Origin of the sequence: Xanthomonas sp. DAR 35659 (assembly GCF_041242975.1) — a bacterium.
Taxonomy (GTDB): Bacteria; Pseudomonadota; Gammaproteobacteria; order Xanthomonadales; family Xanthomonadaceae; genus Xanthomonas_A; species Xanthomonas_A medicagonis.
On sequence record NZ_CP162488.1, the window covers coordinates 582436 to 607500 of the forward strand.

Genomic DNA, 25065 nt, shown 5'->3' on the forward strand with positions numbered 1-25065 from the left:
AGGAAAGCAAAAAGAATGCAGCGTTTCCTTCTCCCACCGGGAGAAGGTGGCGCGAAGCGCCGGATGAGGGTCGGGCGCAGCCTCGTGCAGCCAGACTGCGCCAGGCGCCCCCGAACCCGGCCCGGCTCCGGCAGGAGCGAGGCGTCGGAACGGCGCGGATTGTAACGGACCCCACGCGTAGCAGGGGTTACAATCCACGCCCTTTTTCCGTCAGCCGAGCCGCCACGATGAGCGATTGGTCCCTCGACCAGGCCCGCAAGACCTACTCGATCCCGCACTGGGCCGACGGGTATTTCGACGTGGACGCGGCGGGCAGGGTGGTGGTTCGCCCGCAAGGCGCCGACGGCGTGGCGATCGCGCTGCCGGAGGTGGTGGACGCCGCGCGCGCGGCCGGGGCCAAGCTGCCGATGCTGGTGCGCTTCCCGGACATCCTCGGCGAGCGCCTGGGCAAGCTGCAGGCCGCCTTCGCCCAGGCCCAGGCCGACTGGGACTACGCCGGCGGCTACACCGCGGTGTACCCGATCAAGGTCAACCAGCACCGTGGCGTGGCCGGCACCCTGGCCAGCCACCAGGGCGAGGGCTTCGGCCTGGAGGCGGGCAGCAAGCCGGAGCTGATGGCGGTGCTGGCGCTGTCGCGGCCGGGCGGGCTGATCGTGTGCAACGGCTACAAGGACCGCGAGTACATCCGCCTGGCGCTGATCGGGCGCAAGCTCGGCCTGCAGACCTTCATCGTCATCGAGAAGCCGTCGGAGCTGAAACTGGTGCTGGAGGAGGCGCGCGCGCTGGACGTGAAGCCGGGCCTGGGCGTGCGCATGCGCCTGGCCTCGCTGGGCGCCGGCAAGTGGCAGAACAGCGGTGGCGACAAGGCCAAGTTCGGGCTGTCGCCGCGGCAGGTGCTGGACCTGTGGAAGACCCTGCGCGACACAGAATACGCCGACGCGTTGAATCTGTTGCACTTCCATATGGGCTCGCAGATCTCCAACGTGCGCGACATCGCCAACGGCATGCGCGAGGCCACCCGCTATTTCGTCGAGCTGTCCAAGCTGGGCGCCAGGATCAGCCACGTCGACGTCGGCGGCGGCCTGGGCATCGACTACGAAGGCACCCGTTCGCGCAGCTACTGCTCGATCAACTACGGCCTGCATTCCTATGCCAGCAACATCGTGCAGCCGCTGGCCAACGCCTGCGAGGAACACGGCCTGCCGCCGCCGCGCATCGTCACCGAGTGCGGGCGCGCCATGACCGCGCACCACGCGGTGCTGATCGCCAACGTGTCGGAAGTGGAGCAGGCGCCGGAAGGCCGCGTGCCCGACGCGCACGCCGACGAGCCGGCGGCGATCCGCCACCTGCGCGAGATCCACGACGAACTGGACGTGCGCCCGGCGGTGGAATTGTTCCAGGAAGCGCAGCATTTCCATGCCGAGGGCCTGTCCAGCTACGCGCTGGGCCAGATCGACCTGCCGCAGCGCGCGCGCATCGACGACTTGTTCTATGCGATCGCCCACGGCGTGCGCGCACGCCTGAGCCACGAGGAAAAGAGCCACCGCCCGGTGCTGGACGAACTCAACGAGCGGCTGGTGGACAAGTACTTCGTCAACTTCAGCGTGTTCGAGTCGATCCCCGACGTGTGGGCGATCGACCAGGTGTTCCCGATCGTGCCGATCGAGCGGCTGAACGAGGCGCCGGCGCGGCGCGGCGTGATCTGCGACATGACCTGCGACTCCGACGGCATGGTCAAGACCTACGTCGAGAACGAGAGCCTGGACAGCTCGCTGCCGCTGCACGCGCTGCGCGCGGGCGAGAGCTACCGGATCGGCTTCTTCCTGGTCGGTGCCTACCAGGAAATCCTCGGCGACATCCACAACCTGTTCGGCGACACCGATGCGATCGAGGTCAGCGCCGACGGCGACGGCTACCGCATCGCGCAGCAGCGCCGCGGCGACACCACAGACGTGATGCTGGACTACGTGGGCTATGCACTGTCCGACCTGCGCGCGGCCTACGCCGAGCGCGTGGCCGCCGCGCAGCTGCCGGCGGCGCAGGCGCAGGCGCTGTCCGCGGCGCTGGAGGCGGGGCTGACCGGCTATACCTACCTGTCCGACGAGCCGCTGGGCTGAGCGCCGGCGCGGCGGCCGCGATGGCGGTCCGTCGCGGCGATGGCACGGCCTGCCGCGGACCCGCCCCGGCGCACTGGCGCGGCGCGGCGGGCTGGGGCATGAAGGGCGAACGTTTTCTTCGGATCGATGCCATGCGCCGTCGCTTGCTACCGCTGTTCGTCCTGCTCGGGGCGTGCCCGTGCGCCATGGCCGCCGCCGCGGCGGACGCTTCCCCCGACACCCAGGCCATTGCGCAGGTCGTGCAGGCCTTCGGCCAGGCGATCCGCGCGCGCGACGCGGCCGGTTTCCGCGCGCTGTTCCTGCCCGACGCGGTCACCTGGCGCCAGGTGTACGCGGACGACAGCCTGCGCCGCCTGCGCCAGCGGCGAACGCTGGAGAAGGTGCCGCCGCTGGACGGCGATTCGCCCGGGGCGATGATCGACGGCATCGTGCGGGCGGGGGCGGCGGTCGACGAACCGGTCGCCGGCCTGCGGATCCTCAGCGATGGCGACGTGGCCACGGTGTTCTTCCGCTACAGCTACTGCGTCGACGGTGCGCCGACCAACTACGGCAGCGAATCCTGGCAACTGCTGCGCACCGAGGCCGGCTGGCGGATCGCCTCGGTGGTCTGGTCGGTGCGGTTGCCGCCCGTGCCGGGGACGGCGCCAGCATGTCGATGAGGCTGTCGCCGCCGCGTGCCGAGCCCGTGCAGGCGCCGGAATGGCGGCTGGCGCTGGTGGCCGGCGTCCCGGTGGCGATCTGTCTGCTGGTGATGGGCGTGCCGGCGCTGGCATCGCCCAGCCATGCGCTGGCGCTGCGCAGCCTGTATTTCCTGGCCTGTGCGCTATGGGTGCCGTGCCTGGTGCTGCTGCAGCGCTGGCTGTGGCGCCGCCGCGTCGGGCCGCTGGCGACGGCCGCGGCGCTGCTGCTGGCCACCTATGCGATGGCCGTGGTCAACAACGGGCTCGGCGCGTTGCTGGTCGCGCGGATGGGATGGTCGGCCGGCGACCGGTTCCATTGGGCGAACCTGGTGTCCGGACTGGACGGATGCTGGCTCGCCTTGATCGCCTACTGCACCGCGCATGCCGCGCTGGCGCACGCGCTGTCGCTGCGCGACGAACGGCAGCGGCGCCGCGCGGCGGTGCTGCTCGCGCGCCAGGCCGAACTGCGCGCGCTGCGCTACCAAATGCAGCCGCATTTTCTGTTCAATACGCTCAACGGCATTTCCACCCTGGTCGGCGAAGGGCGCGGCGAGCAGGCGCGCAGCATGATCGCGCAACTGGGCGACTTGCTGCGCGCCATCCTGGAAAACCCATCGCACGAGGTCGCGCTGGCCGAGGAACTGGCGCTGACCGAAACCTATCTGGCGATCGAGCAACTGCGCCTGGACGCGCGGCTGCGCGTGCAGTGGCAGGTGGGACCGGGCACGCTGGAGGCGCAGGTGCCGTTCCTGCTGCTGCAGCCGCTGGCCGAGAACGCGATCCGTCACGGCATCGCCTTGCGCAGCGATCCCGGGCTGCTGCGCATCTCGGCGCAGCGGCGCGGCGAGCGCCTGTGCCTGCAGGTGGTTAACGACGTGCCGGCACCGGGCACGCGCGAACCCGCCGGCCAGCGGATGGGGCAGCACAACGTCGCCGAGCGCCTGGCGACGCTGTATCCGGGCGAGGCCACATTCGCCGCGGGCATCGCCGGCGACGGCACCTACGCGGTGGCGATGGAACTGCCGTTCCGTCGCGCGGCCGGCGCCGACGCGTGATCCGCGTGGCGATCATCGACGACGAGCCGCTCGCGCGGCGCGGCCTGGCGGCCCGGTTGGCCGCGCATCCCGATCTGCAACTGGTGGGCGATTACGCCGACGCCGCGGCTGCGGCGGAAGGACTGTCCCGGTACCCGGCCGATCTGGTGCTGCTGGACGTGCAGATGCCGGGCATGTCCGGCCTGGACCTGTTGCGCAGCCTGGCCGGCGCGCGGCCGCCGCTGGCGATCCTGTTCACCGCGCACGCGCACTACGCGGTGGATGCCTTCGCGCTGGATGTCGTCGATTACCTGCTCAAGCCGCTGGACGACGCGCGCCTGGACGCGGCGTTGCGGCGCGCCCGGCAGCGGCTGCGCGCGCTGGCGGCGCCGCCCGCCGCCGAGGCCGCTCCCGCCGCCTGGGTGCGCAGCTTCGAGGTCCGGGTCGGGCGTTGCACGCGCCTGGTGCGGGTCGAGGAGCTGGAATGGCTGCAGGCCGAGGGGGACTACGTCGCGCTGCATACCCGCAGCGGCAGCCACCTGCTGCGGCAGACGTTGGCGCGCATGCAGGAGCAACTGGATCCGGCGCTGTTCCTGCGCGTGCACCGCTCCTCGATCGTGCGCCTGGACGCGGTGGCCGAACTGCGCGCGCTGTCCAACCGCGACGCGCTGCTGCGCCTGCACAGCGGCACGCTGGTCCGCGCCAGCCGCGGCTACGTGGACGCGCTCCGCGCGCGCCTGCGCGGCACCGGCTAGCGGCGCGCGGCCAGCGACCGCAGCGCGCGCACGGATGGCCGCAGCGCGCTGGCGTGGGGCGACGCCACGGCGCATCATCCATTCCCGACGTCCTGCCCGATCCTCCTGCGCATGCGCTACCCCGGTCTCGATCTGCTGCGTGCCCTCGCCATCGTCTGGGTGATGCTGTTCCATTCGTTCGTGGTCGGTGGCCTGGGGCCGGACTGGGCCTGGCTGTCGCGCTACGGCTGGATGGGCGTGGACCTGTTCTTCGTCCTCAGCGGCTTCCTGATCGGCGGCCAGGTGCTGGCGCCGCTGGCGCGCGGCGCGCCGCTGCGCTACGGCGATTTCTACCTGCGCCGTGCCTTCCGCATCCTGCCCGCGTTCGCCGTGGTGCTGGCGCTGTACCTGGCGTGGCCGGGGTTCCGCGAGGCGCCGGGGATCGCGCCGTGGTGGATGTTCGCCACCTTCACGGTGAACCTGGGCATCGACTACGCCACCCAGCAGGCGTTCTCGCACGCCTGGTCGCTGTGCGTGGAGGAGCACTTCTACCTGGTGTTCCCGCTGCTGGCGGCGCTGTCGATGCGGCGGCCGTCGGCGCGGCGTTTCGTCGTGCTGTGCATCGCCGTGGTGCTGGCCGGGATCGCGTTGCGCACCGCGACCTGGTTGCACGACAGCGCGCTCGACCGCATCGGCGACGGACTGCAGCGCAACTGGTTCATCGAGGACATCTACTACCCGACCTGGAACCGGCTCGACGGCTTGCTGGCCGGGGTGGTGCTGGCCGCGATCAAGGTGTTCCGGCCGCAGCGCTGGCAGTGGCTGCAGGCACGTGCCAATGCACTGCTGCTGGCCGGGGTGGCGGTGTGTGCGCTGGCGATGTGGCTGTTCCGCGACCGCACCGGCCTGCTCGGCAACGCGATCGGCTGGCCGGTGTTGTCGCTGGGGCTGGCGCTGCTGGCGATCGCCGGCGCCTCCACGCGCAGCTGGATCGGTCGGCGCGCATTGCCTGGGGCGGGGTGGCTGGCGGCGGTTTCGTACAGCCTGTATCTGTCGCACAAGGCCGTGTTCCATCTCACCGAGGATTGGTTCGGCGCCGCGATCGACGGACGCGGGGCGCTCGCATTCGCGGTCTACGCGGTCATGGCGTTGCTGGCCGCCGCGCTGTTGCACTACGCGGTGGAACGGCCGTTCCTGCGGCTGCGCGAGCGCCTGCAGCGCCCGCCCGCCGAAGCGCCCGTGGCTGCCTAGGCCGCCCCTGCCGAAACGCATCGGCGCGGCGCGCCGCGCGCGGTTTTCTTCACTCTGGTCGCCTCATTCCGAATCGACGCATGCCATGCGCGCCTCGTGCAGGCGCTGCTGCAGGATCTCCGCCAGGCGCGCCACCGCCGGCGCCGGTTCCGCCTCGGCACGATGCAGGTTCAAGCCCAGCGCCGGCATCGGCGGCAGGCCGCCGGCTGCTGGCGGCAGCAGGGCCAGCGTGTCGGGCAGGCCGGCCGGCGTGCGCAAGGTCAGGCCCAGGCCGGCGCGCACCGCGGCCCAGACGCCGCCCAGGCTGGCGCTGGTGAAGGCGATGCGCCACGGAATGCCGGCGCGGTCCAGCGCCGTGGTCGCCGCCGTGCGCAGCAGGCAAGGCGCCTCCAGCACCACCAGCGGCAAGGGCGCATCGCCGTGCCAGCCGCTCGGGTCGGGAAGCGGCGCCTGGGCCGCGGCGATCCACCGCATCGGCCAGGCCGCCTGCGGCGCGCGATGCGCCGTCGCGGTTCCTGCATCCCAGACCAGCGCCAGATCCAACTGGCCCGCGTCGACCCGGGCCAGCAGTTCCTGATGGCGCGCGATGCGCGCTTCGATGCGCACCTTGGGATGGGCGCGGGCGAAGCGCCCCAGCACGTCGGGCAACATGTGCTCGCCGAAATCCTCCTGCAGTCCGAGCCGGACCCAACCCTGCAGGGCGGATCCGTGCAACGCGCCGGCGGCTTCGTCGTTGAGTTCCAGCAGGCGCCTTGCGTAAGCCAGCAACACCTCGCCGGCATCGGTCAGCGCCAGTCCGCGGCCGCTGCGGCGGAGCAGCGCGTGGCCGGCCTGCGCTTCCAGTTTCTTCAGCTGCGCGCTGATCGCCGAGGTGGAGCGCCCGTGGCGGTCCGCCGCCTTGGCGAAGCTGCCCAGTTCGACGCCGGCGACGAAGCTGCGCAGCGCATCGAGATCGAAGGTGACGCGCCGCATGGCCGTGGATCCTGTTTTATCGAATGATTGATGTTGAATTTCCCGATTTTCAGGAACATCTTCGGTGGCTAGGCTGTGCGCAGTCAATCCAGTGCGAGCTGCCCATGTCCCACCTGCCTCCATCTGCTGCTTCCGCGTTCGGCGACATCGCGCCGAAATTCGCGCAACTGACCGATGACGTGCTGTTCGCCGACCTGTGGCAGCGCCCGCTGCTGTCGCCGCGCGAGCGCAGCCTGGTCACGGTGTCGGCGCTTGTCGCGCTGTACCGGCCGCAGCAGCTGCCGTTCCACCTGAGCCGCGCGCTGGACAACGGCCTGGGCCGCGACGAGCTGGCCGAAGCGATCACCCATCTGGCGTTCTACGCCGGCTGGCCATGCGCCGCCTCGGCGCTGCCGCTGCTGCGCGCCGCCACCGCGCCGGCCGCCTGATTCCCAAGCAGGAGACGTCCCATGCCCTACGCCCGTATCTCGCTGCATCGCGGCGCCACCCCCGACTATCTGCGCGCCTTGTCCGCCAGCGTCTACCAGGCCATGCACGACGCATTCGAGGTGCCGGCCGGCGATTGCTTCCAGGTCATCCACCAGCACGATCCGGGCGAACTGGTGTTCGATCGCCACTATCTCGGCGGACCGCGCTCGGATGCCTTCGTGCTGATCGCGATCACCGCCGGGCGGCCGCGCAGCGATGAATGCAAGCGCGCGTTCTACCGGCGCCTGGTGGAGCTGCTGGCGATCGCGCCGGGCATCGCGCCGGAAGACGTGATGGTGAACATCGTCACCACGCAGGCGCAGGACTGGTCCTTCGGCGGCGGCCGCGCCGGGATCGTGGCCGCGGAGGCCGACGCATGATCGCCATGCAGTACAGCATCGCGTTGCCGGCCGATTACGACATGGCCATCATCCAGCGCCGCATCGCCGACAAGGGACCGTTGCTGGACGAGTTGCCGGGGCTGGTGTTCAAGGCCTATCTCAGCGCCGATCGCGGCGATCGCACGCTGTCCAGCCGCACCAATCTGTATGCGCCGTTCTATCTGTGGCGCGACGCCGAGGCGATGCGCGATTTCCTCGCCGGCGCCGCGTTCCGCGCGCTGACCGCGTCGTTCGGGCGGCCTGCGGTGCAACTGTGGACGGTGTGCGCGGCGCATCTGCGCGCGGACCTGCGCGACGCCCGCTACGCTTGGCGCGAGATCGTCGCGATCGCGGATGCCGACCCGCTCGAAACGCTGGGCGAACGCGAGACCGCGCGGGCGAGGGACGACCTTGCCGCGGGCGCGCTGGGCACGGTGAGCGCCTACGAGCCGAACGGCTGGAACCTGCTGCGCCTGCGACTCTGGCGCGATCTGCCGCCGCCCTCGCCGGACGCCGGTCAAGCCTATGCCTTGGGCCACGTGTCGATGCCGGCAAGCGATCGCTGAGCCAACGGGTCCCGGCGTTGCCCGTTTGCTTTTACCATTCCCGATTCCCCCACTCCCCATTCCCGGCCTCCCAATGACCAAGACCGCCCTGATCACCGGTGCCACCTCCGGTTTCGGCGCCGCCGCCGTGCGCCGCTTCGTCGACGCCGGCTGGCGCGTGATCGCCACCGGCCGCCGCGCCGAGCGGCTGCAGCCGCTGCTGGCCGAGTTCGGCGCCGAGCGCGTGCACGTGGCGGCGTTCGACATCCGCGACGAAGCCGCGCTGGATGCGATGCTGGCGGAACTGCCGGATGCGTTCCGCGGCATCGACCTGCTGGTCAACAACGCCGGCCTGGCGCAGGGCACCGCACCGGCGCAGGCCGCGTCGCTGGACGACTGGCGCACGATGATCGACACCAACATCACCGCGCTGGTGACCCTGACCCATCGCCTGCTGCCCACGCTGATCCAGCGCCGTGGCGCGATCGTCAACATCAGTTCGGTGGCCGCGCTGTACCCGTATCCGGGCGGCAATGCCTACGGCGGCACCAAGGCCTTCGTCAGCCAGTTCTCGCTGGGCCTGCGCTCGGACCTGCACGGCACCGGCGTGCGCGTGACCGCGATCGAACCGGGCATGGCCGAAACCGAGTTCACCCTGGTGCGCACCCACGGCGACCAGGGCGCGTCGGACACGCTCTACCACGGCGCGCAGCCGATGACCGCCGAGGATATCGCCGAGCAGATCTTCTGGGTCGCCACGCTGCCGCCGCATCTGAACATCAATCGGCTGGAAATCATGCCGGTGACGCAGTCCTTCGCCGGCTTCCAGGTGGCTCGGAGCCGGGAATAGGGAGTGGGGAATCGGGAATAGGAAAAGCGACAGCGAAAGCGGGCGCCGATGCGCTCCGCTTGCTGCAGGGCACAGTAGCCAGCCAGGCTGCCATGAGTCGCGCTCGCGCGACTGACGAGGCGATGAAGCGACTGGCCTACGCAGGCCGGTCGCAAGCAATGCAGGAGACGCCGCTTCTCCCCATTCCCGATTCTCGACTCCCGATTCCCAGCCTCACTGCGCCTTTATCGCGATCGCCGGCAGGCCGCTGCCGGTGAGCTTCTGCTTGGCCTCGGCCAGTTCGCTGGCGGTGCCGTAGGGCCCCATGCGCACGCGGTAGACGGTCTTGCCGCTGATCTGCGCCGATTCCACGCGTGCCGTCAGGCCCAGCATCGCCAGCTTGGCCTTGGTCGATTCGGCATCGCCGGAAGCGCCGAACGAGCCGGCCTGCAGGATGTAGCGGACGTTGTCGGGTGCGGCGGCGGCCGCCGCGGTGGTGGCCGGCGCCGGCTTGGCCGGGGTGGCGGTCGGCGCGCTCGCTGCCGCGGTTTCCGGCAACGGGGTCGGATTGGCGGCCGCTGCCGTCGCTGCCGTCGCTGCCGGCGCCGTGGCGGCGGCGGTCGTCGCGGGGCTGGCCGTGGCCGTAGCCGCGGTCGCCTGTTGCGCGCGCGCCTGGCGGTTGGCCTCGGCGCGCGCGCTGGCGGCCAGTTCGGCGTCGGACATCTGCACTTCCTTGCCCGGCAGCAGGGTGTAGAAGTCGTACTGGGTCTGCGCGTCCTTCTTGGCGTCCTTGGCATCGGGCTTGGTGCTGCCGGCCGCCGTGGCCGCCGGCTTGGGCAGTTCCGGCGCCGCGTCCACGTCGGCATCGGCCACCGGCGCCGGCTGCGCGTCCGGGTTGGCGCGTGGGCCGCCCACGCGCAGGAAGCCGTCGCCGTCCTTCTTGAACAGGCCGGGTGCCGCCAGGAACACCACGGCCGCAATCGCCACGCCGGCGATCAGCCACACCCATCCGGGCGTGCCGTTGCCGGTGTTGCGCCGGGCCTGCGTCTTACCGCGTCGTGCTGCCATCTACCGCTTCTCCACTCACATTTTTTCCGGGGCGGAAACGCCCAGGAGATTCAGGCCATTGGCCAAGACCTGCTGCGCCGCCACCGCCAGGGTCAACTTGGCGTTGCGCTCGCCCGCATCGTCCACCAGCACCGGGGTGCCGTGGTACCAGGTGTGGAACGCCGTGGCCAGTTCGCGCAGGTACTGCGCGATCAGGTGCGGCTCCAGTGCATGCCCCGCATTCTCCACCACTTCCGGGTAGCGCGAGAGTTCCTGCATCAATTCCAGCGAGGTCGCGTCGTTCAGCCGGTTCAGTTGCGCCTGGCCGTCGGCCTGGTCGTAGTCCAGCTTCTTCTCCTGCGCCTGGCGCAGCAGGCTGCACACGCGGGCGTGCGCGTACTGCACGTAGAACACCGGGTTGTCGTTGCTCTGCTGGCGCGCCAGGTCGATGTCGAAGGTGAGCTGCGAATCGGGCTTGCGCGCGATCAGGAACCAGCGCGTGGCGTCGCGACCGGCTTCCTCGATCAGGTCCCGCAGGGTCAGGTAGCTGCCGGCGCGCTTGGACAGCTTCACTTCCTCGCCGCCGCGCATCACCGTGACCATCTGGTGCAGCACGTATTCGGGCCAGCCCTTGGGGATGCCCAGGTCCATCGCCTGCAGGCCGGCGCGCACCCGCGCCAGCGAGCCGTGGTGGTCGGCGCCCAGCTCGGTGATGGCGCGCACGTAGCCGCGTTGCCACTTGCTCAGGTGGTAGGCCACGTCCGGCACGAAGTAGGTGTAGCTGCCGTCGGACTTGCGCATCACGCGGTCCTTGTCGTCGCCGAAATCGGTGGATTTCAGCCACAGCGCGCCGCCGTCCTCGTAGGTGTGGCCGGAGGCGACCAGCTTCTGCACCGCCTCCTCGACCTTGCCGTCGCGGTACAGCGAGCTTTCCAGGAAGTAGATGTCGAAATCCACGCCGAACGCGGCCAGGTCGTGGTTCTGCTCGTTGCGCAGGTAGGCCACGGCGAAGCGGCGGATCGCGTCCAGATCCTGCGGATCCTTGGCGCCGGTGACCACGTGGCCCTCCAGGTCGACCGCGGCGCCGGCCATGTAGGCGTCGGCCACGTCCTGGATGTAGTCGCCGCGGTAGCCTTCTTCCGGCCAGTCGGGGCTGTCCGGGGTCTTGCCCTGGGCGCGCGCTTGAACCGAGCGGGCCAGGTTCTCGATCTGGTTGCCGCCGTCGTTGTAGTAGAACTCGCGCTTGGCGTTCCAGCCGTTGGCCTCGAGCAGGCGTGCGAGGCAGTCGCCGATCGCCGCGGCGCGGCCATGGCCGACGTGCAGCGGCCCGGTCGGATTGGCCGAGACGTACTCCACGCCCACGGTACGGCCGTTGCCGACCAGGCTGCGGCCGTAGTCCTCGCCCTGCTTGAGCACCGCCAGCACCTCGCGCTGGTAGGCGCCGGGGCCGAGGTGGAAATTGATGAAGCCGGGGCCGGCGATCTCGACCTTGCTGACATCGTCGTTGGCCGGCAGCGCGTCCACCAGCTGCTGGGCGAGGGCACGCGGATTGGTGCGCGCGGCCTTGGCCAGCAGCATCGCCGCGTTGGTGGCGAAGTCGCCGTGCTCGCGGGTCTTGGGCCGCTCGACCACGAAGTCCGGCGGTAGGGTGTCGGCCGGCAGGGTGCCATTGGCGCGCAAGGCTTCGATGCCTTGACCGATCAGGGCGCGGAGTTGGGATTTCACGAGATCTCTGCTTGAAGCGCGGAACCGGCGATTTTACCCGACCCGCCGCCTCCCGGCCCGTCCCGGGTTCAGCCCGACCTCAGCCCTGTGCCCGCACCGGCGGGGACGGGACGCCTCCGCGCCCCGCGCCCACCGCGCCTGCCGCGACCGCCCCGGCCTCCCGATCAGGCCCAGCCGCGCGCCGCCATCGACACCGGGGCGCCGTCGCCGATGACGAAATGGTCCAGCAGGCGGATGTCCACCAATCCCAGCGCCTGCTTCAGCCGTTGGGTGACGGCGCGGTCGGCGGGCGAGGGTTCCGGGTTCCCGGACGGATGGTTGTGGCCGATGATCACCGCCGCCGCGTTGTGCGCCAGCGCGCGCCGCACCACCTCGCGCGGATGCACCTCGGCACCATCGAGGGTGCCATGGAACAGTTCCTCGAACGCCAGCGAACGGTGCTTGGTGTCCAGGAACAGCACCGCGAACACCTCGTGCGGCCACGCCCGCAGGCGCCGCGCGAAATAGCGGCCGGCCGTGCTCGGGTCGGTCAGGGTGGTGCCGCGTTCCAGTTCCGCGGCCAGGTGGCGCTGGCCCAGCTCCAGCGCGGCCGCCAGCTTGCAGGCGCGCGCCGGGCCGAGCCCCGGCAGGTGGACCAGGTCGCCCGGCGGGCGGTCGAGCAGCGTGCGCAGCGGGCCGTAACGGTGCAGCAGGTCGCGCGAGGTGCGCACCGCGTCGCTGCCGGGCAGGCCGGAACCGAGGAAGATCGCCAGCAGTTCGGCATCGGAAAGGGCGCCGGGGCCGCGTGCCAGCAGCTTTTCGCGGGGGCGTTCGTCGTCGGGCCAGTCGGAGATGTGCATATCGCCAGATTGGCGGGCGATATGGCGCAACGATATCAGGGCGGCCGAGGGCCATCGGGTAAGCTAATCGTTCTTGCATGGGTAGGACATTCCCGACGTGACCGGTACTTTCGAGGGGCCCCTGCAGGGGAGACGTGTGCTGTTGTGCGTGGGCGGCGGCATCGCCGCCTACAAGGCGCTGGAACTGGTGCGGCGGCTGCGCGAGGCGGGTGCCGAGGTGCAGGTGGCGATGACCGCCGGCGCGCAGCAGTTCGTGACCCCGCTGAGCTTCCAGGCGCTGTCCGCGCACCCGGCCCGCACCAGCCTGTGGGACAGTGCCGCCGAGCAGGCCATGGGCCACCTGGAACTGGCGCGCTGGGCCGACCACGTGGTGGTGGCGCCGGCCACCGCCGACCTGCTGGCGCGGCTGGCGCATGGCCTGGCCGACGATCTGGTCAGCACCCTGTGCCTGGCGAGCACCGCGCCGCTCACCGTGTGTCCGGCGATGAACCATCGCATGTGGCTGCATCCGGCCACCCAGGCCAATGCCGCCACGCTGCGCCAGCGCGGCGCCAGCGTGGTCGGGCCGAACGACGGCCCGCTGGCCGAGGGCGAGTCCGGTCCCGGGCGCCTGGCCGAGCCGGAAGAGATCGTGGCCGCGCTGGTCGCCGCGGGCGGCGCGGTCCAGTCCGCCGGCGTCGTGGCGGCACCGGCGCCCGCCGCCGCCGTCGCCGTCGCCACCAGCGGCGCGCTGCGCGGCCTGCGCCTGCTGATCAGCGCCGGCCCGACCTACGAAGACCTGGATCCGGTGCGCTACCTCGGCAACCGCAGCAGCGGCAAGATGGGCTACGCCCTGGCCGCGGCCGCCGCGCGCCAGGGCGCCGACGTGGTGCTGGTCAGCGGTCCGGTGCATTTGTCTACGCCCGACGGCGTGCGGCGCATCGACGTGCGCTCGGCGGCGCAGATGCGCGAGGCGGTCCTGGGCGCGCTGCCGGCCGACATCTACATCGGCACCGCCGCGGTCGCCGACTACACGCCCAGGCAGGTGGCGGCGCAGAAGATCAAGAAGAGCGGCGAGAGCCTGACCCTGGAACTGGTGCGCACCCCGGACATCCTGGCCGAGGTCGCCGCGCAGACCCAGGCGCTGAAACTGGTGGTCGGCTTCGCCGCCGAGACCCACGACATCGAGCGCTATGCCCGTGGCAAACTCACCGACAAGCACCTGGACCTGATCATCGCCAACCAGGTGGGGGTGGCCGGCAACGGCTTCGAGAGCGACCACAACGCCGCCACCGCCTACTGGCAGGACGGCGCCCGCAGTTTCCCGGCGGTGTCCAAGGCGCAACTGGCCGAGCAATTGCTGGCCCTGATCGCGGAGCGACTGCACGCATGACCACCCCGACGCCGTACCCGCTGCAGGTCAAGCTGCTCGATCCGCGCTTCGGCGACGACTGGCCGTTGCCGGACTATGCCACCGAGGCCAGCGCCGGCCTGGACCTGCGCGCGGCGACCGAGGCGCCGCTGACCCTGGAACCGGGCGATACCGCGCTGATCCCCAGCGGGCTGTCCATCTACATCGCCGATCCGCAGCTGTGCGCGGTGGTGCTGCCGCGCTCCGGGCTGGGCCATCGCCACGGCATCGTGCTCGGCAACGGCACCGGCCTGATCGATGCCGATTACCAGGGGCCGCTGCTGATCAGCGTCTGGAACCGCGGCCGCGCGCCCTTCACCATCGCTCCCGGCGATCGCATCGCGCAGCTGGTCGTGATGCCGGTCGTGCGCGTGGCCCTGCAGGTAGTGGATACTTTCGCCGACAGCGCCAGGGGAACGGGTGGATTCGGCCATACCGGGGTGCGCTGACGGGGGATCGTCTGCATGAGCGAGGCAACACACCGGCGCCCGGCGCCGGACGGTTTGCGCAAGGCGGCGCCGCTGCTGGCGCTGCTGCTGGCCATCGTGGCCGCGTGGTTCGGCTGGAGCGGCGTGCAGCAATGGCAGCATGAGCGCAGCGCGGCGGCACTGGAGCAGGCGCGCGATGCGGCCGTGGCGGAGATCTCGCGGCTGCTGGCGGCCACCAGCAAGCGCCTGGCCACGCAACTGCAACAGCCCGCGGTGCAGGCCGCGCTGGCCCGCGGCGACGCCGCGGCCGCCGCGCAGACGCTGCGCGCCGGCTGGAAGGAGGCCGAGGACGCGCAGGTGCTGCCCGCCGACCTGAGCGCCGGCTATGCCGACGCCGCCGGTTTCGGTTACGGCCGCCTGGCGTTGCTGGAGAAGGCCTTGCTGACCGACGCGGTCGCCAGCGCGGTGGTGCGCGACGGCGGCGCGGCGCGGCTGGGGCTGGCCGCGCCGGTGACCCTGGACACCGGCATGGGCGTGGCCTACCTGCGCCTGCCCTTGCGCCTGCTGACCGCGCCGGTGGCGCAGGCCGCGGTACCGGCCAGCGGCTACCTCGCCCTGCGCCAAGGTGGCTACGACGTCGTCGGCGCCGGTGATGCCGCGCTGGCCGACCATGGCGACGCGCTATCGCGCCCGATCGGCAGCAGCGGCTTGCGCATGGTCGCGGCGCTGCCCGACGCCGAGGCCGGCCCGCTCGGCCTGGATGCGCTGCCGTGCCTGATCGTCGCCGGCCTATTCGGCTTCCTGACCGTGGCGGTGTTGCTGGCCGCGCGCGGGCGCCTGCCGCGGCCGCGCCGCGCCAAGGCCGCCGCCGTGGCGACCGAGCAGGAACCCACGTTGCGGCAGAGCCTGCAGCAGCAGGGACCGCCGCCGACGCCCGAGGGCGAGACGCCGCCGCCGCCACCGCGGCCGGCGGCGACGCCGACGGTGCCGGCCGGCATCTTCCGCGCCTACGACATCCGCGGCGTGGTCGGCCGCGATCTCAGTCCGCAGGTCGCCGCGCTGATCGGCCAGGCGATCGGCGCGGTCATGCAGGAGCAGGGACTGAACGAAGTGGTGGTCGGCCGCGACGGCCGCCTGTCGGGGCCGGAGCTGTCGGCGGCGCTGATCGAGGGCCTGCGCCGCGCCGGCTGCCACGTCACCGACATCGGCCTGGCGCCGACCCCGGTGGTGTATTTCGCCAGCTTCCACCTGCGCGCCGGCAGCTGCGTGGCGGTGACCGGCAGCCACAACCCGCCGGACTACAACGGCTTCAAGATCGTGGTCGGCGGCGAGACGCTGTCCGGCGCGTCGATCACCGACCTGTACACGCGCATCAGCGAAGGCCGCCTGCCGAGCGCGGCCGAGCCGGGGCGGCTGGAGCAGCGCGACGTCGGCGACGACTACATCCAGCGCATCGCCGACGACGTGCAGCTGGACCGGCCGCTCAAGGTGGTCGCCGATGCCGGCAACGGCGTCGGTGGCGAACTGGCGCCGCGGCTGCTGGAGGCGATCGGCGCCGAGGTGGTGCCGCTGTACTGCGACGTCGACGGCACCTTCCCCAACCACCACCCCGATCCCAGCGAGCCGCACAACCTCGAGGACCTGATCCAGACGGTGAAGCGGTTCGACGCCGACCTGGGCATCGCCTTCGACGGCGACGCCGACCGGCTGGGCGTGGTCACCAAGGAAGGCAAGGTGATCTACGCCGACCGGTTGCTGATGCTGTTCGCGGCCGACGTGCTGCAGCGCAATCCCGGCGCGTTGGTCATCTACGACGTCAAGTGCACCGGCAAGCTGTCGGACTACGTGCTGCGCAACGGCGGCAGCCCACTGGTGTGGAAGACCGGGCACTCGCTGATCAAGGCGAAGATGCGCGAGACCGACGCCGAACTGGCCGGCGAGATGAGCGGGCACTTCTTCTTCAAGGAGCGCTGGTACGGCTTCGACGACGGCCTGTACGCGGCGGCGCGGCTGCTGGAGATCCTGGCGCAGCGCGAGGAAAGCCCCTCGGAGGTGCTGGCGGAGCTGCCGGACAGCGTGTCCACGCCGGAGATCAAGCTACCGTTGGACGGGCAGGACGCGCCGGCGCTGATCGCGCAACTGGTGGCCGCGGCGCAGGAGGAGAATTCGCCGTTCGCCGGCGCGCGGCTGCTCACCATCGACGGCCTGCGCGCCGACTTCCCCGACGGCTGGGGGCTGGTGCGCGCATCGAATACCACGCCGGTGCTGGTGCTGCGGTTCGAAGCCGACAGCAGCGCCGCGCTGGAGCGGATCAAGGATCTGTTCCGCAGCCAGTTGCAGGCGGTGTTGCCGTCGCTGCCGCCGGGTTTCTGAGGTCGCGGTGCGAGTCCGGAGCCGTCTGGCTTCCGGCCTTCGCGCGTCGCGACCGAAGTCGCTCCCACAAGGCGCTCGCGCGCAGCCGGCCGGGTGCACTGTAGGAGGGGCTTCAGCCCCGACTGCTTCCGGAGCCGTGTGATTTCCGGCCTTCGCGCGTCGCGACTGAAGTTACTCCCATAAGACGCTCCCATGTAGCCGGATGGGTGCACTGTGGGCGGGACTTCAGCCCCGACTGCCTCCGGAGCCGCATGCCTTCCAGCCTTCGCTCGTCGCGACTGAAGTCGCTCCCCCAAGACGCTTGCGCGCAGCCGGCCGGGTGCATTGCGGGAGAGGCTTCGGCCCCATCTTTCCCGCCGTTTTATGCCCCGACCACCGCCACACCGGCCCAGCCCCTTGCGGCGCTCAGCCGCCGGCCGTCGCTGCCGCCGCCGGTCGCTTCGCCGCGCGATAGCGCTGCAAGGTGTCTTCGATTTCCTGGTTCAGGCCGAGCCGCTGCTGCTCGAAGTTCTGCTGCATGCGCAGTTGCCACAGCAAGGCGCGATGCCGCTGCTGCACATCCTCCACGATCTTGCCCGTCACCTTCTGCCCGGCCAGCTCGCGCGCGCCGGCAGTGCCGAGCAGCGCGACCAGGCCCTCGCGCAGGCTGTTGACGTTGTAGCGCGCGGTGTTGATGTTGTTGTCGACGATGCCGATGCGTTCGGAAAACACCCGGCGCAGCTCTTCCTCGGTCTGGAACGATAGCAGCAGCGCCTGGTCAGTGCGCTTGCGCGTCTCCAGCGCGGCTTGATCGGCGCGCTGTTGCGCGGCGTCGGCCGCGGCCGCGGCGCGCTCCTCCGGGCTCAGTGCGCGGCCGACCGCGCCACTGCGCAGCCCGCTCTTGGCATTGAATTCGTCGCGCGCCTGGTTCACCGCTTCCGGCGGCAGCGCATCGCTGCACACACGCTGCCCGCCCTGGTTCCAGCAGTACAGCTTTTTCGACGCCGCCGGCTGCGCGGCCGCCGGCAGCGCCAGCAAGGCGAGCAGGGCCGGCAAGGCGCAGGCCCGGAGTCGTTGGATCGGCATGTGGCAGCCCCCTGCTGTCAGCCTGTCGGATCGTTGCCGTAGCGTGCCCGGTAGGCCAGCAGCGGTTCGCGGAAGCCGACAAGGTCTGCGTTTCCGTCGATGAATGCAAGCAGGTCGCCCAGATGCGCGACCGACACCACAGGAACGCCGGCCTCGGCCGCCACCGCCTGCGCCGCCGAGCGCCGGTCGTGCTCGCCGGCGATCTCCTGTCGGTCCAGCGCGACCAGGATGCCCGCGGGGAGGCCGCCGGCCTCGCGGATGATCGCCAGCGCCTCGCGGATCGCGGTGCCGGCGGTGATCACGTCGTCCACGATCAGCACCCGGCGCCCGGCCAGCGGCGCGCCGATCAGGCTGCCGCCCTCGCCATGCGCCTTGGCCTCCTTGCGGTTGAACGCCAGCGGCAGGTTGCGGTCGCGCTGCGCGTACTCGCAGGCCAGCGCGGTCGCCAGCGGGATGCCCTTGTAGGCCGGGCCGAACAGCAGGTCGAAGTCGAGCCCGGCCGCGTCGGCCGCATCGGCGTAGCACGCCGCCAGGCGCACCATCGCCGCGCCGGCATCGAAGCGCCCGGCATTGAAGAAGTACGGGCTCAGGCGCCCGGACTTGAGCGTGAATTCGCCGAAGCGCAGCGCCTGCGCGTCCAGGGCCAGTTGCAGGAAGCGTTGCCGGTAGTCGGTCATTGGGGAGCCGGGAATGGGGAAAGGGGAATCGGGAATGGTGAAAAGCATAGCGGTTGTTCCGTCTTACCGGTCCCACTGGAGTACGCTTTGCCGATTCCCTATTCCCCTTTCCCCATTCCCGGCTCCCATGCGCATCATCAGCTTCAACGCCAACGGCCTGCGTTCGGCCGCGACCAAGGGCTTCTTCGAGTGGTTTTCCGGCCAGCACGCCGACGTGCTGTGCGTGCAGGAGACCAAGGCGCAGGAGCATCAGCTCGCCGGGCCGGCGTTCCTGCCGGACGGCTATCGCGCCTGGTTCCGCGACGCCAGCACCAAGAAGGGCTACAGCGGCGTGGCCATCTACAGCAAGCGCGAGCCCGACGAGGTGCGCACCGCGCTGGGCTGGCCCGAGTTCGACGAGGAGGGCCGCTACCTGGAGGCGCGCTTCGGCAACCTCAGCGTGGTCTCGTTCTACATTCCCTCCGGCTCCTCGGGCGAGCTGCGCCAGGGCTACAAGTTCCAGGTCATGGACTGGCTGCGGCCGATCCTGGTGGAGTGGCTGCATAGCGGCCGCGACTACGTGCTGTGCGGCGACTGGAACATCGTGCGCTCGGCGCTGGACATCAAGAACTGGAAGTCCAACCAGAAGAACTCCGGCTGCCTGCCGGCCGAGCGCGACTGGCTCAACGGCCTGTGCGCCGATCGCGCCGAGGACGCCGACCCGGCCAGCGGCCGCGGCTGGGTCGACGCCTATCGCGCGCTGCACCCCGATGGCCAGGACTACACCTGGTGGAGCAACCGCGGCGCGGCGCGCGCCAACGACGTCGGTTGGCGCATCGACTACCAGTTCGTCACTCCGTCGCTGCGCGAGCGCCTGCAGGGCTGTTCGATCTACACCGCGCAGCGCTTCTCCGACCATGCGCCGTTCGTGGTGGACTACGCGCCATGAGCGAGGCCGCCAAGCCGCGCCGCTCCTGGCAACAGGTGCTGGCCAATCTGCGCGAGCCCAAGGTACTGGCGATGCTGCTGCTGGGCTTCAGTTCCGGCCTGCCGCTGTACCTGGTCGGCAACACGCTCGGCTTCTGGATGCGCAAGGAAGGCGCCGAACTGAGCACCATCGGCTTCCTGTCCTGGGCGGGCCTGGCCTACTCGATGAAGTTCCTGTGGGCGCCGATCGTCGACAAGACCGACGTGCCGCTGCTGGGCCGGCTCGGCCGCCGCCGCGGCTGGATGCTGCTGTCGCAGGTGGTGGTAGCGGTGGGCCTGGTCGGCATGGCGCTGATCCAGCCCAAGGGCGGCAGCGTGCTGATCTTCGGCGTGGCCTGGGAACACATCGCCGTGTTCGGGGCGATGGCGGTCGTGGTCGCCTTCGCTTCCTCGACCCAGGACATCGTGATCGACGCCTGGCGCATCGAGATCGCCGACAACAGCGAACAGCTCGGCCTGCTGACCTCGTCCTCGGCGCTGGGCTATCGCTCCGCGCTGCTGGTCACCGACGCCCTGATCCTGATGATCGCCGCGCGGGTCGGCTGGCAGGTCTCCTACGAGGCGATGGCGGTGCTGATGGCGGTGGGCGTGGTCGCGGTGCTGATGGCGCGCGAGCCGGCGCGCGAGGTGCTCGCGGTGCAGGCCCAGGCGGCGCGGCTATGGACGCCGCGCGGCCTGTTCGACGCGGTGATCGGACCGTTCGTGGCCTTCTTTCGCGAACACCGCAGCGCCGCGATCCTGATCCTGCTGGCGATCAGCGTCTATCGCCTGGCGGATTTCGTGATGGGCCCGATGGCCAACCCGTTCTACGTCGACCTCGGCCTGTCCGAGGACACCGTCGGCGCCGTGCGCGGGTCGGTGGGCCTGGTGGCCACCTTCGTCGGCATCGCCGCCGCCGGCCTGGTGTCGGTGCGCTGGGGCGTGCTGGTGGCGTTGCTGGTCGGCGCGGTCCTGGGCCCGTGTTCGAACCTCGCGTTCGCCTGGCTGGCGTACGACGGCGCCGACCTGCCGCGCTTCGCAACCGCGATGGCGATCGACAACTTCGCCAGCGGCTTCGCCGGCACGGCCCTGATCGCCTACATGTCCAGCCTGACCAGCATCGGCTACACCGCCACCCAGTACGCGCTGCTCAGTTCGTTCTACGCCATGCCCGGCAAGGCGCTGAAAGGCTTTTCCGGCTGGTGGGTGCAGACCCTGGCGCAGGGGCGCACGCTGCTGGACGGGTATGCGCTGTTCTTCATCGGCACCGCGCTGATGGCGATCCCGGTGGTGATCCTGTGTGTCTTGCTGATCGTGCAGCAGCGCCGTCGCGCCGTCGCCGCCCCGTCCTGATCGGGGCCGGTGGCCTTGCCGGAGGGGCGAGGTCGCGTCCCCGCCATCCACCGCCATGGCCGACGCCTCGATTGAAAGCCCGCCACGAGTTGCGGATGATGGGCGGCGGCGCATGGGGTGCGCCGCCGTCCGAGCCGGGAGTGCGCATGACCGATCTGCTGTTGCGCGACATCGACCCCATCCTGGTCGATCGCATCCGACGCATTGCTGTGGCGCGCGGCTGGACCCAGCACCAGACCGTGCTCAGCCTGATCGAGCAGGGCCTGTTCGCCAGCGAGCACGAAGTGCGCAGCGGCTTCGAGAACCCGGAAGTGGACGCCTTGTCCGAAGCGATCGCGGCGCTGCGCGAACTGCCGGCCGGCGCCGGTTTCTGAGCCGCGTGCAGCGTCCCGCGGCCGCGGCGAACCGGCCCAGGCCGCGTGGCGGCCCCATCACGCCAGGTGGATCGCGCCCAGGATGCGCGGCCCGCGCGCGCCGCTGACCGAGGGCAGATTGCCGGGCAGGCCGGCCAGGGTCTGCCGCGCCAGCCAGGCGAAGCCCATCGCCTCCACGTAGTCCGGATCCAGGCCCATCGCCTGGGTCGACAGCACCTGCACCCCGGGCAGCCGTGCCTGCAGCCGCGCCAGCAGCACCGGGTTGTGCACGCCGCCGCCGCACACCAGCAGTTGTCGGGTCGCCGGCTGCTGCGCCAGCAACGCATCGGCGACGGTGGCTGCGGTCAGTTCCAGCAAGGTCGCCTGCACGGACGCGGCCGGACGCGCGGTCGGTTCCAGCAGCGTGTCCACCCAGCGCAGGTGGAACTGCTCGCGGCCGGTGCTCTTGGGCGGGGCCAGCGCGAACCAGGGATCGGCCAGCAGGCGCTGCAGCAGGCCATCGTCGACCTGGCCGCTGGCGGCGAAAGCGCCGCCGGCGTCGTAGGGCTGGCCCAGGTGGCGCTGGCACCAGGCATCGAGCAGGGCGTTGGCCGGTCCGGTATCGAAGCCGCGCACGGGGCCGTGCGCCGGCAATAGGGTCAGGTTGCCGATCCCGCCCAGGTTCAACACCGCGCGATCCTCGTGCGCCGCGCCGAGCATGGCCGCATGGAAGGCCGGCATCAGCGGCGCGCCGTGCCCGCCGGCGGCGACGTCGCGGCGGCGGAAGTCGCACACGGTGGCGATGCCGGTCAGCTCGGCGATGCGGTTGCCGTCGCCCAGTTGCCAGGTGAAGGCCGGGTCGGCCAGCGGCCGGTGGCGCACGGTCTGGCCGTGCGAGCCGATCGCGCGCACCGCCGCGGGTGCGACCCCGGCCTCCTCGAGCAGGCGCAGCGCGGCCTCGGCGAAGGCGATCGCCACCTCCGCGTCGAGCCGGCCCAGCGTGTCCAGCGAATCGATGTCGCCGCCTTCGCCCAGCGCGATCAGCGCCTCGCGCTGCGGCGCCGGCCAGGCGTAGGTGCGGCCCAGCTGCAGATGCGCGCCGCCATCGGCCGCAAAGCGCACCAACGCCGCGTCGATGCCGTCGGCGCTGGTGCCGGACATCAGGCCCAGGAACAGGGCGGTGTCGTCGTGGGTGGTCGGGTCGGGCATGCGGCGGGCCTTGGCAGCGGTCAGCGCCGCAGCGTGGGCGAGGGGCGACGGCGCGTCAATCCGCGCCGCCGCACCGAATGCGGCATGCGCCTCAGCCGGCGTCGCTGGACTGCGCCGGCTTGGCCGAGGCGACGGTCTTCTTCTTTTTCGCCGTCTCGTTCTTCGCCGGCGCGGCGTCGGCGTAGATCAGCTTCTCCACGCGCTGGATGCGCGCCAGCGCCGGCGAGGTCTGCGCGCGGAACGCGGCCAGCTCGGCGCCGGCCAGCGGGGTCGGCGGCGGCATCGTCACCGAGGCCGGGTTGCGTTGCGCGCCGTCCACGCGGAATTCGTAGTGCAGGTGCGGGCCGGTGGCCATGCCGGTCATGCCGACGTAGCCGATCACGGTGCCCTGGTTGATGCGCTGGCCGGCCTTGATGCCGCCGAACCGCGACATGTGCCCGTACAGCGTGCTGTAGCCCTTGCCGTGATCGAGGATCACCACGTTGCCGTAGCCGCGCTGGGTGCCGACGAATTGCACCTTCGCATCGCCGGCGGCCATGATCGGCGTGCCCGACGGCGCCGCGTAGTCGATGCCCTTGTGCATGCGCATGGTGCCCAGCACCGGATGCTTGCGCGCGCCGAAGGTCGAACTGATGCGGCTGTAGGACACCGGCATGCGGATGAAGCTCTTCTTCAGCGGCCGCCCGGTGACGTCGAAGTACTCGGCCGGCTTGCCGTTCTGTTCGAAGCGGAACCCGCTGTAGGTCTTGCCGCGGGTGGTGAAGGTCGCCGCCAGGATCTTGCTGGTGTCGATGCGCTCGCCTTCGCGCCAGGTCTCGTCCATCACCACGCTGAAGCGGTCGCCCGGCTGCAGGTCCTTGTCGAAGTCGATGTCGTACTTGAAGATCTCGTCGGTCATCGTCGCGATCGCCGACGGCGACAGCCCGGCCTTGCGCGCGGCCACGTACAGCGAACTGGTGATCTCGCCGCTGATGACCGCGGTGCGGGTGCTGGTCTCGCGCTCGGTCACCTTCTCGCGGATGTCGTCGCCGAGCAACGACAGTTCCACGCGGTGGGTAGCGTCGCGGTCGAAGCGGATGCCGCGCAGGCTGCCGGCCACCGGCAGATCGAAGGCGATTTCGGCGCCGGGGCGCAGCTTGGTCAGCGCCTCGCGCGTGCCCGGGTGGTCGAGTACCTGGTGCATCACCGTGGCCGGGATGTTCAGCTGCTCGAACACCGCGCCCAGGGTCTGCCCGGGCTGGATGCGCACCACCTGCCAGCTGTCGCCGGCCACGCCCTGCTGCTGGGCCAGCGAGATCGGCGGCAACGGCAGCGCCAGCGTCGCGTGCGTGGTCTGCAGCGGCACGTCGATGGCATTGGAGAAGCCGGGCACGATCGTCGCCACCAGTGCGCCGATGGTGGCGAACAGGCTGGCGTGGATCCAGTGGCGGCGCGTCCAGCGGCCGGCCGGGAGATGTTGCGTCAACTGCCGATGCAGTGCGGTGTCGTGAAGGACATGGAGCCGTTCCTGGAAGCGCTGCTTGCGTGCGCGTTCCTGTTCGCTTTCGCTGTTCTGCATCAAGTCGTCCTCGCGAGCCCGAAGCGCGAGCTCAAAACTCGGCTACCATAAACATCGATCAACAGCGCGTCAAACCATTGAACCGGCTCGGGTTTTCGCCGGACGCACGGTTAACTTGCACTTAACGCCATTCATGTTGCTTGACCGCAACCCGTCGGAGTTCCGTCTTTGTCCACGATTGAAGAGTCTCTTGCCCTGATCGGCCGCGGTGCCGACGAAATCCTCAAGCGCGAAGAACTGGAGGCGCGCCTGCGCAGCGGCCGCCCATTGCGCGTGAAAGCCGGTTTCGACCCGACCGCGCCGGACTTGCACATCGGCCACACCGTGCTGCTCAACAAGATGCGCCAGTTCCAGCAACTGGGCCACCAGGTGATCTTCCTGATCGGCGACTTCACCGGGATGATCGGCGATCCCACCGGCAAGAACGTCACCCGCAAGCCGCTGACCCGCGAGGACGTGCTCGCCAATGCGCGCACCTACGAGGAGCAGGTGTTCAAGGTGCTGGATCGCGAGCGCACCGAAGTACGCTTCAATTCCGAGTGGTTCGGACAGATGAATGCGGCCGACATGATCCGCCTGGCCGGCCAGCACACCGTCGCGCGCATGCTCGAGCGCGACGACTTCGCCAAGCGCTACGCCGCGCAGCAGTCCATCGCCATCCACGAGTTCCTGTACCCGCTGGTCCAGGGCTACGACTCGGTGGCGCTGAAGGCCGACGTCGAACTCGGCGGCACCGACCAGAAGTTCAATCTGCTGATGGGGCGCGGCCTGCAGGAGCACTACGGGCAACCGGCGCAGATCGTGCTGACCATGCCGCTGCTGGAGGGTCTGGACGGGGTCAACAAGATGTCCAAGTCGCTGGGCAACTACATCGGCATCAGCGAGCCGGCGATCGATATCGTCACCAAGACCATGAAGATCGGCGACGACCTCATGTGGCGCTGGATCGAACTGCTCTCCTTCGACATCGGCGTGAACGAGGCGCAGGAGCTGCGGCGGCAGGTGCAGGCGGGCAGCCTGCACCCGCGCGAGGTGAAGCTGCGCCTGGCGCGCGAACTGACCACGCGCTTCCACGACGCGGCGGCCGCCGAGC

Annotated in this window: 24 protein-coding genes (1 of these 24 only partly in view); 16 read left to right on the forward strand and 8 right to left on the reverse strand. The window is 70.7% G+C overall.

What is annotated here, in order from left to right; all coding sequences use genetic code 11:
- Positions 1–227: 227 nt before the first annotated feature.
- From speA to AB3X07_RS02620, 5 genes are all read left to right on the forward strand, one after another.
- Positions 228–2117, forward strand: a complete 1890-nt coding sequence (gene speA, locus AB3X07_RS02600; RefSeq protein ID WP_369942487.1) for an arginine decarboxylase — start codon at positions 228–230, stop codon at positions 2115–2117.
- Positions 2118–2248: 131 nt separating this feature from the next.
- Positions 2249–2776, forward strand: coding sequence for a hypothetical protein (locus AB3X07_RS02605; RefSeq protein WP_369942489.1), 528 nt, complete (start codon positions 2249–2251; stop codon positions 2774–2776).
- Complete coding sequence (locus AB3X07_RS02610) at positions 2767–3852, forward strand: sensor histidine kinase (RefSeq protein ID WP_369942490.1); 1086 nt, start codon at positions 2767–2769, stop codon at positions 3850–3852. The genes AB3X07_RS02605 and AB3X07_RS02610 overlap by 10 nt, the downstream gene beginning before the upstream one ends.
- Positions 3849–4586 carry a LytR/AlgR family response regulator transcription factor gene (locus AB3X07_RS02615; protein ID WP_369942492.1) on the forward strand — a complete coding sequence of 246 codons (738 nt, stop codon included), beginning with the start codon at positions 3849–3851 and terminating at the stop codon, positions 4584–4586. The genes AB3X07_RS02610 and AB3X07_RS02615 overlap by 4 nt, the downstream gene beginning before the upstream one ends.
- Before the next feature lie 111 nt (positions 4587–4697).
- Entirely contained in the window at positions 4698–5816 is a 1119-nt protein-coding gene (locus AB3X07_RS02620) for an acyltransferase family protein (protein ID WP_369942494.1), read from the forward strand.
- Positions 5817–5879: 63 nt separating this feature from the next.
- On the opposite strand, the gene AB3X07_RS02625 is transcribed toward AB3X07_RS02620, so the two are convergent.
- Complete coding sequence (locus AB3X07_RS02625; RefSeq protein WP_369942496.1) at positions 5880–6788, reverse strand: LysR substrate-binding domain-containing protein; 909 nt, start codon at positions 6786–6788, stop codon at positions 5880–5882.
- 104 nt (positions 6789–6892) lie between these two features.
- Between AB3X07_RS02625 and AB3X07_RS02630 the strand changes: the two genes are divergently transcribed.
- The 4 genes from AB3X07_RS02630 to AB3X07_RS02645 all read left to right on the forward strand — a co-directional run bounded on the left by AB3X07_RS02630 (position 6893) and on the right by AB3X07_RS02645 (position 9031).
- Positions 6893–7216: a carboxymuconolactone decarboxylase family protein gene (locus tag AB3X07_RS02630; RefSeq protein WP_369942498.1), complete on the forward strand. Its 324-nt coding sequence runs from the start codon at positions 6893–6895 to the stop codon at positions 7214–7216.
- Between the two features lie 21 nt (positions 7217–7237).
- Complete coding sequence (locus AB3X07_RS02635; protein ID WP_369942500.1) at positions 7238–7636, forward strand: tautomerase family protein; 399 nt, start codon at positions 7238–7240, stop codon at positions 7634–7636.
- Entirely contained in the window at positions 7633–8202 is a 570-nt protein-coding gene (locus AB3X07_RS02640; protein WP_369942502.1) for a DUF4865 family protein, read from the forward strand. The genes AB3X07_RS02635 and AB3X07_RS02640 overlap by 4 nt, the downstream gene beginning before the upstream one ends.
- Before the next feature lie 73 nt (positions 8203–8275).
- The gene (locus AB3X07_RS02645) at positions 8276–9031 is read left to right on the forward strand and encodes an SDR family NAD(P)-dependent oxidoreductase (protein ID WP_369942504.1); all 756 of its coding nucleotides are present in this window, start codon (positions 8276–8278) and stop codon (positions 9029–9031) included.
- 213 nt (positions 9032–9244) lie between these two features.
- Here the strand turns inward: AB3X07_RS02645 and AB3X07_RS02650 are convergent, their stop codons facing one another.
- The 3 genes from AB3X07_RS02650 to radC form a co-directional block, all read right to left on the reverse strand.
- On the reverse strand, positions 9245–10078 hold the full coding sequence (locus AB3X07_RS02650) for an SPOR domain-containing protein (RefSeq protein ID WP_369942506.1): 834 nt from the start codon (positions 10076–10078) through the stop codon (positions 9245–9247).
- Positions 10079–10093: 15 nt separating this feature from the next.
- The gene (argS, locus tag AB3X07_RS02655) at positions 10094–11782 is read right to left on the reverse strand and encodes an arginine--tRNA ligase (RefSeq protein ID WP_369942508.1); all 1689 of its coding nucleotides are present in this window, start codon (positions 11780–11782) and stop codon (positions 10094–10096) included.
- A 164-nt stretch (positions 11783–11946) separates the two neighbouring features.
- Positions 11947–12621 (reverse strand): RadC family protein, encoded by a 675-nt coding sequence (gene radC, locus AB3X07_RS02660; RefSeq protein ID WP_369942510.1) that lies wholly within the window; start codon positions 12619–12621, stop codon positions 11947–11949.
- A gap of 97 nt (positions 12622–12718) precedes the next feature.
- Between radC and coaBC the strand changes: the two genes are divergently transcribed.
- From coaBC to AB3X07_RS02675, 3 genes are read left to right on the forward strand one after another with little or no spacing between them, the layout of a single operon-like run.
- Positions 12719–13993: a bifunctional phosphopantothenoylcysteine decarboxylase/phosphopantothenate--cysteine ligase CoaBC gene (coaBC, locus tag AB3X07_RS02665; protein ID WP_369942512.1), complete on the forward strand. Its 1275-nt coding sequence runs from the start codon at positions 12719–12721 to the stop codon at positions 13991–13993.
- Positions 13990–14460 (forward strand): dUTP diphosphatase, encoded by a 471-nt coding sequence (gene dut, locus AB3X07_RS02670; protein ID WP_369942514.1) that lies wholly within the window; start codon positions 13990–13992, stop codon positions 14458–14460. Before coaBC ends, dut begins: the two co-directional genes overlap by 4 nt.
- A 15-nt stretch (positions 14461–14475) precedes the next feature.
- Positions 14476–16812: a phosphomannomutase/phosphoglucomutase gene (locus AB3X07_RS02675; protein WP_369942516.1), complete on the forward strand. Its 2337-nt coding sequence runs from the start codon at positions 14476–14478 to the stop codon at positions 16810–16812.
- 405 nt (positions 16813–17217) lie between these two features.
- Here AB3X07_RS02675 and AB3X07_RS02680 read toward each other — a convergent pair whose 3' ends face one another.
- Together AB3X07_RS02680 and pyrE are read right to left on the reverse strand one after the other, a co-directional pair.
- Positions 17218–17877 carry a hypothetical protein gene (locus AB3X07_RS02680; protein WP_369942518.1) on the reverse strand — a complete coding sequence of 220 codons (660 nt, stop codon included), beginning with the start codon at positions 17875–17877 and terminating at the stop codon, positions 17218–17220.
- Between the two features lie 17 nt (positions 17878–17894).
- A complete protein-coding gene (gene pyrE, locus AB3X07_RS02685; protein ID WP_369944629.1) occupies positions 17895–18554 on the reverse strand; it encodes an orotate phosphoribosyltransferase in 660 nt (219 codons plus the stop codon).
- Positions 18555–18681: 127 nt separating this feature from the next.
- Here pyrE and AB3X07_RS02690 point away from each other — a divergent pair, with 127 nt between their 5' ends.
- The 3 genes from AB3X07_RS02690 (at position 18682) to AB3X07_RS02700 (ending at position 21226) form a co-directional block, all read left to right on the forward strand.
- A complete protein-coding gene (locus tag AB3X07_RS02690) occupies positions 18682–19482 on the forward strand; it encodes an exodeoxyribonuclease III (protein ID WP_369942520.1) in 801 nt (266 codons plus the stop codon).
- Positions 19479–20852 carry an AmpG family muropeptide MFS transporter gene (locus AB3X07_RS02695; RefSeq protein ID WP_369942522.1) on the forward strand — a complete coding sequence of 458 codons (1374 nt, stop codon included), beginning with the start codon at positions 19479–19481 and terminating at the stop codon, positions 20850–20852. Before AB3X07_RS02690 ends, AB3X07_RS02695 begins: the two co-directional genes overlap by 4 nt.
- A gap of 146 nt (positions 20853–20998) precedes the next feature.
- On the forward strand, positions 20999–21226 hold the full coding sequence (locus tag AB3X07_RS02700; protein ID WP_369942523.1) for a hypothetical protein: 228 nt from the start codon (positions 20999–21001) through the stop codon (positions 21224–21226).
- A 57-nt stretch (positions 21227–21283) separates the two neighbouring features.
- Here AB3X07_RS02700 and AB3X07_RS02705 read toward each other — a convergent pair whose 3' ends face one another.
- Complete coding sequence (locus AB3X07_RS02705; protein WP_369942525.1) at positions 21284–22414, reverse strand: anhydro-N-acetylmuramic acid kinase; 1131 nt, start codon at positions 22412–22414, stop codon at positions 21284–21286.
- 91 nt (positions 22415–22505) lie between these two features.
- Positions 22506–23972, reverse strand: coding sequence for a peptidoglycan DD-metalloendopeptidase family protein (locus AB3X07_RS02710; RefSeq protein WP_369942527.1), 1467 nt, complete (start codon positions 23970–23972; stop codon positions 22506–22508).
- Between the two features lie 168 nt (positions 23973–24140).
- On the opposite strand from AB3X07_RS02710, the gene tyrS reads away from it, so the two are divergent.
- A protein-coding gene (gene tyrS / locus AB3X07_RS02715; RefSeq protein WP_369942529.1) for a tyrosine--tRNA ligase crosses the window boundary here: on the forward strand, positions 24141–25065 show its 5' portion. The gene runs 287 nt beyond the window's last position; the window shows 925 of its 1212 coding nt (coding positions 1–925); the start codon lies at positions 24141–24143; its stop codon lies off the right edge, out of view.

Coding starts and splice junctions, on each gene's coding strand:
- speA (WP_369942487.1), top strand. CDS start 228: ATGAGCGATTGGTCCCTCGACCAGGCCCGCAAGACCTACTCGATCCCG.
- AB3X07_RS02605 (WP_369942489.1), top strand. CDS start 2,249: ATGCGCCGTCGCTTGCTACCGCTGTTCGTCCTGCTCGGGGCGTGCCCG.
- AB3X07_RS02610 (WP_369942490.1), top strand. CDS start 2,767: ATGTCGATGAGGCTGTCGCCGCCGCGTGCCGAGCCCGTGCAGGCGCCG.
- AB3X07_RS02620 (WP_369942494.1), top strand. CDS start 4,698: ATGCGCTACCCCGGTCTCGATCTGCTGCGTGCCCTCGCCATCGTCTGG.
- AB3X07_RS02625 (WP_369942496.1), bottom strand. CDS start 6,788: ATGCGGCGCGTCACCTTCGATCTCGATGCGCTGCGCAGCTTCGTCGCC.
- AB3X07_RS02630 (WP_369942498.1), top strand. CDS start 6,893: ATGTCCCACCTGCCTCCATCTGCTGCTTCCGCGTTCGGCGACATCGCG.
- AB3X07_RS02635 (WP_369942500.1), top strand. CDS start 7,238: ATGCCCTACGCCCGTATCTCGCTGCATCGCGGCGCCACCCCCGACTAT.
- AB3X07_RS02640 (WP_369942502.1), top strand. CDS start 7,633: ATGATCGCCATGCAGTACAGCATCGCGTTGCCGGCCGATTACGACATG.
- AB3X07_RS02645 (WP_369942504.1), top strand. CDS start 8,276: ATGACCAAGACCGCCCTGATCACCGGTGCCACCTCCGGTTTCGGCGCC.
- AB3X07_RS02650 (WP_369942506.1), bottom strand. CDS start 10,078: ATGGCAGCACGACGCGGTAAGACGCAGGCCCGGCGCAACACCGGCAAC.
- radC (WP_369942510.1), bottom strand. CDS start 12,621: ATGCACATCTCCGACTGGCCCGACGACGAACGCCCCCGCGAAAAGCTG.
- dut (WP_369942514.1), top strand. CDS start 13,990: ATGACCACCCCGACGCCGTACCCGCTGCAGGTCAAGCTGCTCGATCCG.
- AB3X07_RS02675 (WP_369942516.1), top strand. CDS start 14,476: ATGAGCGAGGCAACACACCGGCGCCCGGCGCCGGACGGTTTGCGCAAG.
- AB3X07_RS02680 (WP_369942518.1), bottom strand. CDS start 17,877: ATGCCGATCCAACGACTCCGGGCCTGCGCCTTGCCGGCCCTGCTCGCC.
- pyrE (WP_369944629.1), bottom strand. CDS start 18,554: ATGACCGACTACCGGCAACGCTTCCTGCAACTGGCCCTGGACGCGCAG.
- AB3X07_RS02690 (WP_369942520.1), top strand. CDS start 18,682: ATGCGCATCATCAGCTTCAACGCCAACGGCCTGCGTTCGGCCGCGACC.
- AB3X07_RS02695 (WP_369942522.1), top strand. CDS start 19,479: ATGAGCGAGGCCGCCAAGCCGCGCCGCTCCTGGCAACAGGTGCTGGCC.
- AB3X07_RS02700 (WP_369942523.1), top strand. CDS start 20,999: ATGACCGATCTGCTGTTGCGCGACATCGACCCCATCCTGGTCGATCGC.
- AB3X07_RS02705 (WP_369942525.1), bottom strand. CDS start 22,414: ATGCCCGACCCGACCACCCACGACGACACCGCCCTGTTCCTGGGCCTG.
- AB3X07_RS02710 (WP_369942527.1), bottom strand. CDS start 23,972: ATGCAGAACAGCGAAAGCGAACAGGAACGCGCACGCAAGCAGCGCTTC.